Source organism: Pseudonocardia xishanensis (assembly GCF_039541715.1).
Classification (GTDB): domain Bacteria; phylum Actinomycetota; class Actinomycetes; order Mycobacteriales; family Pseudonocardiaceae; genus Pseudonocardia; species Pseudonocardia xishanensis.
Genome location: NZ_BAABGT010000082.1, coordinates 1 through 13566, shown reverse-complemented (window position 1 = coordinate 13566; position 13566 = coordinate 1). Strand labels below are relative to the sequence as shown.

At 72.2% G+C, this 13566-nt stretch carries 13 protein-coding genes; 11 read left to right on the top strand and 2 right to left on the bottom strand.

Annotated elements, in window-relative coordinates; translation table 11 throughout:
• Positions 1-40 precede the first annotated feature (40 nt).
• Positions 41-934, bottom strand: coding sequence for an NsdA family TPR-like regulatory protein (locus ABD993_RS26150; protein WP_486362899.1), 894 nt, complete (start codon positions 932-934; stop codon positions 41-43).
• Positions 935-1149: 215 nt separating this feature from the next.
• Here ABD993_RS26150 and ABD993_RS26145 point away from each other — a divergent pair, with 215 nt between their 5' ends.
• The 9 genes from ABD993_RS26145 to mobF all read left to right on the top strand — a co-directional run bounded on the left by ABD993_RS26145 (position 1150) and on the right by mobF (position 10537).
• Entirely contained in the window at positions 1150-1389 is a 240-nt protein-coding gene (locus ABD993_RS26145; protein WP_345423933.1) for a helix-turn-helix domain-containing protein, read from the top strand.
• Between the two features lie 82 nt (positions 1390-1471).
• The gene (locus tag ABD993_RS26140; RefSeq protein WP_345423930.1) at positions 1472-1615 is read left to right on the top strand and encodes a hypothetical protein; all 144 of its coding nucleotides are present in this window, start codon (positions 1472-1474) and stop codon (positions 1613-1615) included.
• A complete protein-coding gene (locus ABD993_RS36895; protein WP_425569146.1) occupies positions 1612-2007 on the top strand; it encodes a WhiB family transcriptional regulator in 396 nt (131 codons plus the stop codon). Before ABD993_RS26140 ends, ABD993_RS36895 begins: the two co-directional genes overlap by 4 nt.
• A gap of 46 nt (positions 2008-2053) precedes the next feature.
• A complete protein-coding gene (locus ABD993_RS26125) occupies positions 2054-2566 on the top strand; it encodes a hypothetical protein (RefSeq protein ID WP_345423927.1) in 513 nt (170 codons plus the stop codon).
• Complete coding sequence (locus ABD993_RS26120; RefSeq protein WP_345423924.1) at positions 2566-4410, top strand: type IV secretory system conjugative DNA transfer family protein; 1845 nt, start codon at positions 2566-2568, stop codon at positions 4408-4410. The genes ABD993_RS26125 and ABD993_RS26120 overlap by 1 nt, the downstream gene beginning before the upstream one ends.
• Positions 4407-4883 (top strand): hypothetical protein, encoded by a 477-nt coding sequence (locus ABD993_RS26115; protein WP_345423921.1) that lies wholly within the window; start codon positions 4407-4409, stop codon positions 4881-4883. Before ABD993_RS26120 ends, ABD993_RS26115 begins: the two co-directional genes overlap by 4 nt.
• On the top strand, positions 4880-5521 hold the full coding sequence (locus ABD993_RS26110; RefSeq protein ID WP_345423918.1) for a hypothetical protein: 642 nt from the start codon (positions 4880-4882) through the stop codon (positions 5519-5521). Before ABD993_RS26115 ends, ABD993_RS26110 begins: the two co-directional genes overlap by 4 nt.
• A complete protein-coding gene (locus ABD993_RS26105) occupies positions 5518-6192 on the top strand; it encodes a sigma-70 family RNA polymerase sigma factor (protein ID WP_345423915.1) in 675 nt (224 codons plus the stop codon). The genes ABD993_RS26110 and ABD993_RS26105 overlap by 4 nt, the downstream gene beginning before the upstream one ends.
• 97 nt (positions 6193-6289) lie before the next feature.
• The gene (gene mobF, locus ABD993_RS26100) at positions 6290-10537 is read left to right on the top strand and encodes a MobF family relaxase (RefSeq protein ID WP_345423912.1); all 4248 of its coding nucleotides are present in this window, start codon (positions 6290-6292) and stop codon (positions 10535-10537) included.
• 5 nt (positions 10538-10542) lie between these two features.
• On the opposite strand, the gene ABD993_RS26095 is transcribed toward mobF, so the two are convergent.
• Positions 10543-10959 (bottom strand): hypothetical protein, encoded by a 417-nt coding sequence (locus tag ABD993_RS26095; RefSeq protein WP_345423909.1) that lies wholly within the window; start codon positions 10957-10959, stop codon positions 10543-10545.
• A 58-nt stretch (positions 10960-11017) separates the two neighbouring features.
• Between ABD993_RS26095 and ABD993_RS26090 the strand changes: the two genes are divergently transcribed.
• Complete coding sequence (locus ABD993_RS26090) at positions 11018-11917, top strand: bifunctional DNA primase/polymerase (RefSeq protein ID WP_345423906.1); 900 nt, start codon at positions 11018-11020, stop codon at positions 11915-11917.
• A complete protein-coding gene (locus ABD993_RS26085; protein WP_345423903.1) occupies positions 11914-13503 on the top strand; it encodes a YfjI family protein in 1590 nt (529 codons plus the stop codon). Before ABD993_RS26090 ends, ABD993_RS26085 begins: the two co-directional genes overlap by 4 nt.
• Positions 13504-13566: the final 63 nt, after the last annotated feature.

The following is a 13566-nucleotide window of genomic DNA, read 5'->3' as shown; positions in this document are numbered from 1 at the left end:
GAGTCCTCCTCGCTGCGGTCGTCATCCACGCCCGCCTCAGTTAAGAGACACGCTCTAGGCGGGCGAGGCAGTTGCCGCGCCAGCGGGCGAGGTGACCGGCGTCGAGCATGACGTAGGGGAGATCGTCGTCCGGAGTGTCAGGCATGACGTCCGCCGCCGCGTCGAGGACCCGGAGGGCGCCGTCGCGGTCGCCGAGGTGGGCCAGGGCTTCGCCCTCGGCCGCGAGCAGCCAGGCAGCCAACGCCTGAGGGACTGAGGACGCTGCCTCAGCGCGCGCGGCCCCGATGAGCTGATGTGCCGCCGCGTGCTCGCCGGCGTCGATGAGGACGTAGGCCTGCTGCGCGCGGGCGTATCCCAGCTCGGCCGCGACGCCGGATTCCCGGGCCGCGGAGACGGCGGTCTCGTGGAGCTGCCAGGCCTCGTCGAGGCGGCCGTTGTCGAGGGCCTGCCAGCCGGCGAGGGCGGCGGCCTGGCTGAGCGCGTCGGCAGCGGACTCGCGGTGGGCGCCGGGCATGGCGTGGCGGAGGAGCGACTCGATCTGGTCGACGTGGGCGCGGGTCTGTCGGAAGATCGCGTCGCCGCCGAGTCGTCGGTCCATGAGGCGGATGGTGTGGGTCTGGTCGTGGAGGAGTCCGACGAGGCCGTCGTCGAGCCGGGTGAAGGTCGGGATCGCCTCGAGCTCGATGACCGGCGCCGGGGTCTCGACGATGAGGCCGAGCTCGAAGGGCGTCTTGCCGTACACCTCGCCGAGCAGCTCGGCGTACTGCTCGCTGATGCCCTTGTCCTGGTTCTCCCATGCCGCGATTCGGCGCTTCAGGCTGGCTGAGCTGGGCAATTCACGATTGTGAATTCGGGCGGCCTCGCGGAGGGCGTGAATGAGTCGCGCCTGGGTCCAGCCGCGCTCTCGTCGCGCTGCCGCAAGCCTGTTGCTCATCACGCCTCCTGATCTCCTCCAGCTACACGATGACGCTCTGAGCTGCAGAAATCAACCCTGATCCGGAGTGCGCGTCATCCCGTGTCACCCCGAGTCATCTGTCGCAACCTCTGTTCACAGGGAGACGCTCTGTCCACAGCACGAGGCAGAGCGACTGGATCGAAATCGTGACCGGCTCCTTACTGAGTTGGTCAGCTTGCACAGATGAGGTGGACATGTCTGGGACCAATTCAGGTGGGGCTCGTCCCCGCTTCTACAGCGTGGCGGAGGTCGCGCGGATCTTCGGGATGTCGCGGGTCACGGTCTACCGCGCCATTGCGGACAAGGAGTTCCCGGCCGTCAAGATCCGCGGCCGGCTGATCATCCCGGCCGCCGCGGTCGACGCCATGGCCGAGGCAGCCGTGACCGCCCAGGGCGTCGTCGACGCCGCCGCATTCACCGCTGAGGGGGCGTGATGGAAGCCGTCGGAGTTCTCATCTTCTTCTCGATCGTCGGCGCGTTCCTCTGCGCCAAGGCCCGCTTCCCGGGCGGGCGGTCGTGTTCTCGCTCGTGGCGCTCGTCCTGTTCGTCGCGACTCCCGCGGGCTCTGGTCTGCCGGGTGCCGTCGCGACATTCATGTCGACGCTCAACGACACCACCACGCCGGTCCTCACCGACACGACCCAGGCGGGTCAGGGATGAGCGCCGACTGGAGAGCCCGGGCTGCTTGTGTCGGCGAGGACCCGGAGCTCTTCTTCCCGGTCGTCGAGGAGGGTCCGCTGTGCGAGGACCAGGTCGCCGCGGCGAAGGCCGTGTGTGGGCGGTGCGCGGTGCGGGATGCCTGCCTGGAGTGGTCGACGACCCACATCCACGTCGGCATCGCCGGCGGGCTGACGGCGGAGGAGCGTCGCGCGGCGCGGGCGGAGTCGCTCGCGCCGCGGCCGGGCCGGATCCGGCAGCCGTCGCCGCGGGAGGACATCCGCGCGGCCGGGCTCGCGCTGCTCAAGCGGGGCGAGTCGAACCAGGACGTCGCGGTGCGCTGCGGGGTCACGGACCGGACCGTCGAGCGGTGGCGGGCGGCGATCTCGGCATGACGCACGCAGCACTCGCTTTCACAACAACGACCACAGGAGGAGCGCGATGACCGCGGCGCGAGAGCAGATCCACCGTCTTGCCGAGCGGCTCGCCGTCGAGGAGTACGGCGGCGAGATCGTCGTCGAGCCGATCCCCGGCTACCAGATGCTGACCCGACGACGTCTGGTGGACCCATTGCCGGGGGTACGCGCGGCACGGACACTGGCGAACGCCGCGCGCGGGCTGCTCGTCGAGCAGGCCAGGGACGCCCGCGCCGCGGGTCGCTCGTGGGACGAGATCGGCGAGGCACTCGGGCTCCCGAACGGGGCCGCAGACGAGGTGCGAGCCGAAGTGGCGTTCGCCGAGGTCGTGGAGGGTCGCCGCGCGGAGCCTGCCTGGCGGTCGTTCGAGGCTCCATCGACGTACTGGCGCTGTGGGTGCTGCGGCGAGCTGGTCACCGACTACGGGACCGGCAGCAGTTCACACCCCGACGACCAGGAGACCGGGCACGGCGAGACGTGCGCCCGGCATGGCGCCTCGCTCACGAAGTGGCGCACTGACACGGGATGGAGCGACTGATGGCCGGCATCGATGTCCTGCTCACTCCGACCCCGCTGATCCTGCTGGGGCTGGTGGTCGCGGCGGTGATCGCGTGGGCTCGTCGGGCCCGTGGGATCGCGGTCGGGCTGCTGGTCATGGCGGTGTTCCCGCTGGTGACGATTGTGCGGGCGGTGTCGTGGCCGGCTCTGGTCGCGATCGTCGTGGTCGGGCTGCTGGTGGTACGGCATCGGTGGACGCGGTCGTCGTCGACGGTGTCGCGGTGGGGCGCACGGTCGCGCCGCAAGTCTGGCGTGGCCTCGACGGCCGATGTGTTCCGGTTCGCCGGGTCCGGCGCGATGCTGCGCAAGGCGGGCACGGTCCGTCCCTCGCTGGAAGGCGCGACGCGGCGCGAACTGCTCGCGTTGCCGGTGACCGACGTGGCGGTGCGGCTGTGCCGGTCGGGATCGCAGTGGGTGTGGTCGTCGGTCGAGGACGTCGTGGTGTCGGTCGGCGGCCCGCGATCGGGGAAGTCCGGGTGGCTCGCCGGCCAGATCATCGACGCCCCCGGCGCCGTCCTGGCCACGAGCACCCGGCTGGACCTCCGTGACCTCTGCACTCCGTATCGCGAGGAGAAGGGACCGGTCTTCACCTTCAACCCGTCCGGCCTGGGCGGTGTCGCATCGTCGATCACCTTCGACCCGCTGACCGGTTGTGAGGACCCTGTCGCTGCGGCTGAGCGGGCGGCGGACCTGCTCGCCGCGGTGTCGTCGCGAGGGCGCGGGGGAGACCGGGAGTATTGGGAGCTGCAGGGCCGACGAGTGCTCGAGGCGCTGCTGCACGCCGCGGCGCTCGGGCACCGGTCGATGCGCGAGGTGCTGGACTGGACCGCGAACCCGGAGACCGCGCACAAGGAGGTCACGGGGCTGCTGCGGCGCTCGCCGGAGCCGGCGTTCCGGGTCTCGTTCGAGCAGTTCGTCGGCACCAACGACCGCACCCGGACGTCGATCACCTCGACCATCATGCCGACGCTCAGCTGGCTGACGTCCGCATCGGCCCGTGAAGCGGCAGGCCTCGGACCGGAGGGCGCGCGACCGCTCGAGGTCGCGGATCTGCTCACGACTCGGGGGACGGTGTTCCTGCTCGGCGGCGAGGAGTCGCATGCCGCTCCGCTGGTCACCGCCCTGACCGGTTACGTCGCCCGGGAGGCACGGCGGATCGCCGCGACGAGGCCGGGCGGCCGGTTGGACCCGGGGCTGCGCCTCGCGCTCGACGAGGCCGCGTTGATCTGCCCGGTCCCGCTCGAGGCGTGGACCGCGGACATGGGCGGGCGCGGGGTGACGATCCTGATCGTCGTCCAGTCGAGGGCGCAGCTGCTGGCCCGCTACGGCGAGCACGGCGCGGCGACGATCCTGAACAACGCCGGTGCGGTGATGGTGTTCGGCGGCACCCGAGACCGGGAGGACCTGCAGTTCTGGTCGACGCTCACCGGCGAGCGCGACGAGCCCGCGGACACCCTGGATCCGCGTGGTCGGACGGTGACGCGCGCGACCCGTAAGACACCCGTGCTCGCGCCTGCTCAGATCGCGAACCTGCCGACCGGGAAGGTGCTGGTGATCCGGCGCGGGATCGCGCCGGTCGTCGGGCGCGCGCAGATGGCGTGGCGGCGGCGAGACGTCCGCTGGACCCGATACAGCAGACGCCGTCCGCGCACGGCCGGTCGGATCGTCGGGCTGGCCGCGCGGCTCCCACCGGCCCGTCTCGCCCTGGCTCGCCTCGTGCCGGGCTGGCCCGGCCCCGCGTTCACCCGCCCCGCGACCCACAGGCTCCCCGCCGACGCCTTCGTCGTCGACGGCCAGGTGGTCGACATCCGAGAGGAGGCATGACCATGGAACCGCTGACCCGCGCCGAGGCTGTCGACCAGCTCGTCACCGAGACCGGGCGCGCGCCCGAGGTCGCCGAGGCGATGGTCCGTGACTACCTCGCCGAGACGAGCGACCGGCTCGGCTACTCGGTCCACCGGTGGGGGCTCGACTCCGAAGACGTGGCTGAGATCCGCCGCGACTACGAGTGGGTCGACTACGAGCGCGGCGAGACGCCGGCCAAAGCCCGCGATCGAGCCGCGGAGTACGCCGCGGACTGGGGCGACATCGCGTCCGTCTCGGATCCGTCCGAGAGCCCTGGATATGCCGCGCACGCCGACCGGCAAGCGTCGAGGTGGGTAGCCCGTGCTCAGACCTTCGAGCCGGTCGACGATCTCGAACGCGCTCGGCATGCCGTCGCCGCTGCTCATGGTCCCGATCCGGTGTACCAGGCAGCCGACGCGGACATCGCCGAGGCCGACGGGTGGTCGTCGTGATCCCGCCGGACGCCATCGCTGGCCTGGCGCGCGAGGTCGAGGGTCTGCGCCGCGAGGTCGGCGCGCTGCGCGGGTTCCCGGTGCGCGTCGACGAACTGTCCCGTCTGCTCGCAGACCTGGCAGAGACGGTGACCGCTCTCCGCGCGCGGGCGGCGAAGCCGACGCCGTCGTGGTTGATGGCGCCCGTCGACGAGTCCGAGGTTCGTGCCCATCTCGACGATCTCGTGGCCTGGCTCGGCGCGGTCTACCTGCGCTACGGCGACTCGACGCAAGGGTTCCCGGACTGCTGGTGCTGGCACCCCGACGTCGTCGAGGAGCTGCTGTGGCTGATGCACGCCTGGTCGGCCGCCTACCAGGGCGACGGGGCGTCGGTGGCGCTGGCGGGGGACTGGCACGAGCGACTGCGCCCGGGGGTCGTGCGGCGGATCAACAAGTACGCCGGGCTGTGCTCGCGGGACAACCACCGAGCTCGACCGGGCTGGACGACGGTGGACAGCCAGGCACCCGACGTCCCGAACGCCGACGTGGTCGAGGACATCGCCAGGTGGTGGGGAGGCGACCGGGATGGTGCGGCGCCAGAACCGGCGGCGTCGACCGAGGCGTCGACTATCCGCCGCACGCTGGACGGTCGGTCGTGACCGCGCGGGCGATCTGGCTGCCCGGCCTCGCCGTCGCCGTCGGGGCTGCCGCGGCCACCGCGCACGGGCTCTATGAGGTGGCGGTCGCCTCCCGCGTCCCGGCCGGGATCGCGTGGCTCTACCCGCTCATAACGGACGGGCTCGCGCTGGTCGCCTATGCGGCCACGGCGCGGCTGACCGGATCGGCGGCCCGGTACGCGTGGGCGGTCGTGGTAGTGGCGGCCGGACTGTCCGGGTTGGCACAGGCGGTGTACCTCGCCGCTGAACAGGGGCTTGAAGCGAGCCCGGCCGTACGGTTCGGCATCGGCGCCTGGCCCGCTGTCGCGGCGGCGGTGGTGGCACACCTGCTGTACCTGCTGACCGATGACACGGTTGTACAGCGGCCCGCTGAACAGCCCGTTGTAAAGGCCGAGCTTGTACAGCCACCTGCCGTCGAGCTGGACCCGCCGGAACCGGCACGGCCGGTCGAGTCGCCGCAGCGCGACCGCGCCCGCACCCGGGCGCGCGCCCACGCGGCCGAGCACGGCCGCCTCCCGACCGTCTCCGAGCTCCAAGACCTCGCCGGAGTCTCCCGAGGCACCGCAGCCAAGGCCCTCAAAGCCCTCCGCGACCAGCCCACAGCACTCCACCTCGTCCCAGCACGACACGACGACGAAGGCACCCACTCATGATCCAGACCAGCGCTAAGAACCAGACGAAACGACCAAGATCAACGCGAGCACACCAAGGCATCACGATCCGACGGGCGGCCTTCGGCCGGTGGGTGCCGTGCTGAGCATCGCCGTCGGCTACAGCCCCGACTACCTGTTGAAGGCGGTCGCGACGGGTCGCGAGAACTACTACACCGGCGCCGTGGCCGAGGGCGAGCCGCCGGGGCGCTGGTGGGGGCGGGGAGCCGAGCAGCTCGGTCTGCAGGGCCTCGTCGAGGCCCGGGACATGAAGGCCGTCTACGAGCGGTTCCTCGACCCGCGGCACGAGGCGTTCACCGACGAGTCCCGCTGGGACGAGATCCCGACACTGGGGCACAGCGGCCGCAAGTACAGCTCGGAGGACACGCTGTACGCGGCTGCGTTGACACGCGAGCCGCACGCCGACGCTGAACGGCGCGCTGAACTCCGGGTCGAGGCGGGCAAGCTGGCGCGGCGGAACGTGGCGTTCCTGGACGTCACGTTCAGCGTTCAGAAGTCCGTGACACTGCTGCACACGGCGTTCGAGGCTGAACAGGTCAAGGCCGCCGCGGCGGGTGACACGGAGTCGGCTGCGGGGTGGGACCGCTACCGGCAGGCGGTGGAGGACGCGATCTGGGCGGGCAACAACGCCGGCCTCGCGTACCTCTCGGACAAGTCCGGGTTCTCGCGCGTCGGGCACCACGGCGGCGCGGCCGGGCGCTACGTCGTCGCCCACGACTGGGTCGTCGCCTCCTTCTTCCAGCACGACTCCCGCGACCACGACCCGCAGCTGCACATCCACAACGCGGTCCTCAACCGCGTCGAGTCACCGGGCGGAAAATGGCGCACGCTGGACTCGCGCGGGATGCACAAGTGGCGCGCGGGTGCGGCGGCGGTCGCGGAGCGGACCACGGAGGAGCGCCTGAGCCACGGACTCGGGCTATCGCTAGCGATGCGGCCGGACGGGAAGGCACGGGAGATCGTCGGCGTCGCACCCGAGGCGATGGCGCTGGTCTCTTCGCGGCGCCACGCGGTCACCGCGAAGGCCGAGGAGCTGATCGCGGACTTCGAGGCCCGTTTCGGCCGGACCCCGAACGGCCTGGAGCGCGACCGGCTGTCCCGGCAGGCCACCTTCGCGACCAGGCAGGCAAAGACCTACGACGGCGAGGCCCGTGCGCAGCTGCTCGACCGGGTGGATGCCCAGCTGCGCTCGGAGGTCGCCGACGGCCTCGCCGGTGTCGCCCGAGCGGCGCTCGACGCGCGCCCCGCCTCGCGGAGCGCTCAGTCCTGGTCGCCGCAGGCGGTGATCGAGACGGCGCTGGCGGACGTCCAGACGAAGCGGGCGACCTGGACCCGCTCGGACCTCACACGAGCGATCAACGCCGCACTCCCGGACCACCTCGGAACACCCGCCGGGACCGACATCGCGTCGCTGCTCGACCAACTCGCCGACGAGGCCCTGCAGCACGCCGTCGCCCTCGACAGCGACCGTCCCGGGCAGGCGGCGCTGCCCGCCGAGCTGCGCCTCGCCAACGGCGACTCCGCCTACCAGGCCCCGGGTGGTCGGCTGTACTCCACGCCCGACCAGCTCAAGATCGAGCGGATCCTGGTCGCCTCGACCACCGAGCGCGACGCCGCCGCGCTGCACCCGCGCCAGGCCCAGCGGTTCCTCGACGGCCTGCGCGAGTCTGGCATCTCCCTCGGCCCCGACCAGGCGGCTGCGGTCCGTGGAGTCCTGACGTCCGGCGCCCGCGTTGAGTCGCTGATCGGGCCGGCCGGGACGGGCAAGTCGTTCGTCGTCGGCGCGCTGGCCCGCGCCTGGGCCGATCCCGAGCTCCACGACGATCCCGCCGAACGCCGGGTGTTCGGGCTGGCCACCTCCCAGGTCGCCACCGATGTCCTCGCTGCCGAAGGGCTGACCACGCGCAACGTCGCCCGATGGCTCGCTACCCAGGAGCGGCTCGCCGCCGAGGTGCGCGACGACGACCGGTCCTGGCGGCTGCGGGCCGGGGACCTCGTCGTGGTCGATGAGTCCGCGATGACCGACACCCCCGCCCTCGCCGCGATCTACCGCTATGTCGATGCCGCTGGCGCCAAGCTGCTGTTGGTCGGGGACCACAAGCAGCTCGCCGCGGTCGGTGCGGGCGGCGGGATGGACCTCATCTCGGCCTCCGGAGCTCGCTACGAGCTCGCGGACGCCCGCCGCTTCACCCACGACTGGGAACGCGGCGCATCCCTGCGGCTGCGCAACGGCGACGAGACCGTGCTCCGCGACTACCACCGCCACGGACGGCTGCTCGACTCCGGCACCCTCGGCCATGCCGAGACCACCGCCGCGCAGGCCTGGCTCGCCGACACCCTCGCAGGCAAGCAGTCCCTCCTGGTCGTCGACACCAACGAGCAGGTCGCCACGCTCTCCGCCTCGCTGCGCGCGGAACTGGTGCGGCTCGGTCGCGTCGCGGAGCGCGGCGTTCCGCTCGGCCTGCAGGGCACATTCGCCGGGGTCGGTGACCTGGTCGAGGCCCGCGCGAACGGCTGGCACCTCGCAGGCGTGGAAGGCAACCGGCGGGGCCCGATCAACCGGGAGACCTACTCCGTCACCGCCGTGCGCGAGGACGGTGGGCTCGAGGTCGCCGCCGGGGACGACCGCATGGTACTGCCCGCCGACTACGTGGCCGACAACATGGCGCTGGCCTACGCCTCCACCGTCCACTCCGCGCAAGGCCGCACAGTCGACACCAGCCACGTCGTCGTTACCCCACGCACCAGCCCGCAGGCGCTCTACGTCGGGATGTCCCGCGGACGGGAGAGCAACCTCGCCCACGTCGTCACCGAGACCGCCCCACTCGACCCCGCCGACGGACACCAAGACCAGACCGTTCGCCGGGACCCGGTCGCCGCGGTGGCGCTCGTCCTCGATCCCGACGACCGCACCGGCACACACTCTGCGCTCGCGACAGCGACCCGGTCGGCAGCGGAGACCGACAACGTCCGCACCCCCGCCGAGCTGCTGGCCGACGCCGCTCAGCTGGCAGCGACCGAGCGCACCGCCGGCTGGCTCGACGCGCTCGCGCTGGACGGCACGATCAGCCTGCGGGACCGATCCCGGATCGCCGCCGAGGACGGCGCCGCCTCGCTGACCCGCGTCCTGCGCAGCGCCGAGCTGGCCGGCCTCGACGCCCGTCAGGTCCTCCACGACGCCGCCGCGGACCGCTCTCTCGACGGCGCGCGCAACGCCACGAACGTCCTCTACAGCCGGATCACCGAGCGGCACCGCTTCGACCCCGTCGGCCAGACCTGGTCCGAGTGGGCACCCCGCGTCGACAACGTTGAGTGGCAGGCTTATCTCGACAACCTGGCCGAGGCCGCCGACGTCCGCGCCCGACAGCTGGGCCTGGATGCGGCCGAGGAACCACCTCGGTGGGCACTCGACGCCTTCGGCGAGCCGCCCGAGGAGATGACTGCCCGTCGGGAGTGGGCGACTGAGGTCGGATCCGTTGCGGCGTACCGGGAGATGCGCGGGCACACCGGCGACGCCGACGCTCTCGGCCCGGCACCCGCGCCCGGGCAGGTGGAGGCGTTCGCCGCCTACCGCGCGGCGTGGCGCTCCCTCGGACGTCCCGAGATCGACCGCGAAGAGATCGAGATGTCCGACGGGCAGCTGCGCGTCCGCATCCGTGCCGCCGAGCGGGAAGCGGTGTGGGCGCCCCGGTACGTGGCGAACGAGCTGGCCGGCACTCACCAGGCCGCCGACGCCCAGCGCCGCACCGCAGCCCTGCGCGCCGCCGAAGCCGAGACCTCCACCGACCCGGATCGCTTGCTGCAGGAGAGCCACGACGCCGGTGCGCTCGCCGATGTCCTCGACGAGCGGGCAGCCGAGCTCCAGGAGGTGGACGACGCTCGGTCGAGCTGGCTGGCCCACACCGCCGCCACCCGCGCTGCTGGGGATCGGGCGCGAGCCGAGCTCGCTCTCCGCCACGCCGACACCGCCCCGGAGCCCGCCGTCACCGCCGAGGAATGGCTTGCCGCCCACCGCGCCGACCAAACCGAGGACGAGCGGGACCGCGAGATCACCGAGGAGTACGAGCTCGAGGTTTCGTCGCGCGAGCGACACGAGCCCACAGCGGACATCCGCGACCAGAGCCGGGACCTCGACCACGGCGAGGACGCCGTGCGCGTCCCGAGTGCGGACGAGACCGCGGCCGCGGTGACTCGTGCGCAGCAGGCCCTGGCCGAGATCGAGGCCCGCGAGATCTACGACGCCCACTACGCGGCCGAGGAGTTCCCGCCACCCGACCGCACCGCCGAGCTCGACACCACCGACGACTACGCCTTGGAGCGCGAATGACCAGGTCAGTGATCGGCAAGCACTGGGGCAGAGCCGACGCCGCGCCACGCCCAGCGAAGCGTCGCGCACACGGCGGCCAGGTAGCCTGGCTGACGCGCCAGCCAGTCCGGCGGCGCGGGCCGCGCGGCCAAGGTCTCCGCCGCGAGGTACTCGGCCTCGATCAGCTCCTCCTGCGCGGTCCGCGAGGTACTCGTGATCGGCGCCGACGCCGGACGACGTCGCCCACCCGGACCTTCGACGGTCGCCACCGCCAGCCAGCGACAGGTGATCGCCACCGCGCCCGCGGCGTAGTCGGTGACGCCGTTCGCGCCTTGCTCCTGGGAGCGAATCTCAGCGGCAGCCCAGAGCGCACCGAATTCCCGCCGGGGCACGTGCAGGTTGCCCGGTGGGATGAGGTCGACGTCGCGCTCGGTGACGCGCATGCCTGCAGAATCGCACGCCGCCCCGACCTCGTGGATCGGCCGATGCGGGGGAGCGGTCATGGCCTCCACTGAGCTGATTCGCGCCGCGCTGTCCCACGCTGCCCGCGGCTGGCGCGTGTTCCCCTTGCGCCCCAACGACAAGCGCCCCGCCATTCGGGACTGGGAGGCTCGCGCGACCACTGACGTAGTCCGGATCCGGAAGGCGTGGGAGCGCGGCCCGTTCGGGATCGGGATCGCCTGTGGGCCCTCGGGTCTGGTGGTGCTCGACCTGGACCGGCCCAAGCCCGACAGCGTCCGACCGTCGGAGTGGGACCGACCGGGGATCACCGACGGCGCCGACGTCCTGGCCGCTCTCGCCGAGCACCACGACGTGGCACCGCCGGTGGACACATTCTCGGTTCGCACCGGCAGCGGCGGTGAGCACCTCTACTACGCCGCGCCCGAGGACGTAGCCATCAGGAACTCGGCCGGGCGGATCGGGTGGCTCATTGATGTTCGCGCTGCCGGAGGCTATGTGGTGGCGGCCGGGTCAGTGGTCCGCGGTCGCCGCTACCGCGCGGCCGAGGCGCGGGTCGCGCCGCTGCCCGTGTGGCTGACCCGGCTGCTTGCCGAGGAACAGGACAAGGCAGACCTTGGCCGTCGGAGCGCGGACTTCGCTCCGCTGCTCGACGTGGTCGGCCGCCGCTCCGCCTACACCGCCGCAGCGCTGCACGGCGAGCTCGACCGCGTCCTCGCTGCCACGCCCGGGCACCGCAACCACACCCTCAACGCCGCGGCGTTCGCCCTCGGCCAGCTCGTCGGCGGAGGACTGCTCCCCGATGGGCTGGCGACCGCGGCGCTCGCCGAGGCATCTGCGGCGATCGGCCTGCCCGCTGCGGAGGCACACTGCACGATCCGCTCAGGCCTGACGGCCGGGTCCCGATGCCCCCGCCACGCACCCTCGGAAGGACGGCCGTGACCAGGCGCCGCACCGCCAACGACATCCTCAACGGCCTCGACGCCGACCGCCGCCTCGCCATCCTGCACAACGACGACCAGTCCGCCGCCCAGGGCTGGGAGGCTGACCCGACCCCACTGACCCCGCGCCGCCTGGCCCCACCGTTCCCCGTGGACGCGCTGCCGACGTGGGTGGCGGATATGGTCATGGCGGTCGCCGAGTTCACCCAGACCCCACTCGACCTACCCGGTTGCCTGGCCCTTGCGGCGCTCTCCACAGCAGCGGGCGGACGGGCGGAGATCGAGATCCGGCCCGGATGGCGCGAGCCCCTGAACCTCTACACCGTGGTCGCGATGCCCCCGGGCTCGCGCAAGAGCGCAGTTTTCGCTGCGATGACCGCCCCGCTGCTGGAAGCCGAAGGCCAGCTCATCGACCAGGCACGCCCGCGGATCGCGGAGGCCGAGCTCGCGCGCAAGATGGCGGCGAAGGAAGCCGAGAGGCGCACGATCGAGGCCACGAACGTCCGCGACCCCGCCGCCCGCGCCGAGGCGCTCAACGCGGCGGCCGAGTACACCCTCGAAGCGGAGAAGCCCGTCCCAGCGTTGCCCCGTCTGATCGCCGACGACGTCACCACCGAAGCCGCCGCCTCTCTCCTCGCAGAGCAGCGCGGCCGCCTGGCGGTGCTGTCTGCGGAAGGCGGGATCTTCTCCACCATCGCCGGGCGCTACAGCAGCGGCGTTCCGAACCTCGAAACGTTCTTGAAGGGTCACTCGGGCGACCTGCTGCGGGTGGACCGCAAGGGCCGCCCCGCCGAACACGTCGAGTCTCCCGCGCTCACCCTCGGCCTGGCCCTGCAGCCCGAAGTCCTGCAGGGCATCGCCCGCATGCCCGGCTTCCGCGGCCGCGGCCTGCTTGCCCGGATCCTCTACTCGCTGCCCGAGAACATCGTCGGCCGCCGCCAGGTCGGTGCACCCGCCGTCCCGGCCCCGATCGACAAGACCTACGCCAGCCGCCTCACCAGGCTCGTGATGCTCCTCGCCGACCACGACGAGACCCAACGTCTACGGCTGAGCCGTGAGGCCGACCGCGAGGTCCTCGACCTCGAACGCCGCCTCGAACCCCGCCTGGCGCCGCACGCCGACCTGGCCCACATGACCGACTGGGCCTCCAAGCTCAACGGCGCGATCGCCCGCCTTGCCGGCCTGCTGTTCCTCTCCGACGTCCTCCCCACAGGGTGGGGCGAACCCATACCGACGAGACATCTCGACGCCGCGGCGAGACTGGGCCACTACTTCCTCGGCCATGCCCTCGCCGTCTTCGACCAGATGGCCGCGGATCCCACCGTCGAGGACGCCCGCACGGTCCTGGAGTGGATCAACCGCGTGGGAGCCCAACGGTTCAGCCGACGCGACGCATTCTCCGGCCTGTCCCGCGCCCGGTTCCGCAAGGTCACCGACCTCGAAGCGCCGCTCACCCTCCTCGAGGCCCACGACTTCATCCGACGAGGCCCCGTGCCCGCTCCGACCGGTGGCCGCCCCTCGTCGCCGATGTGGGAGGTCCATCCTCGTGCCGCGAAAGCCGCACAAGCCGCAGAAGCCAGGTCGTGACGGCTGTGATGTCTCAGGACATGGGTGACAGTTCCGCATCAGGACATCGGTGACAGTTGGTGT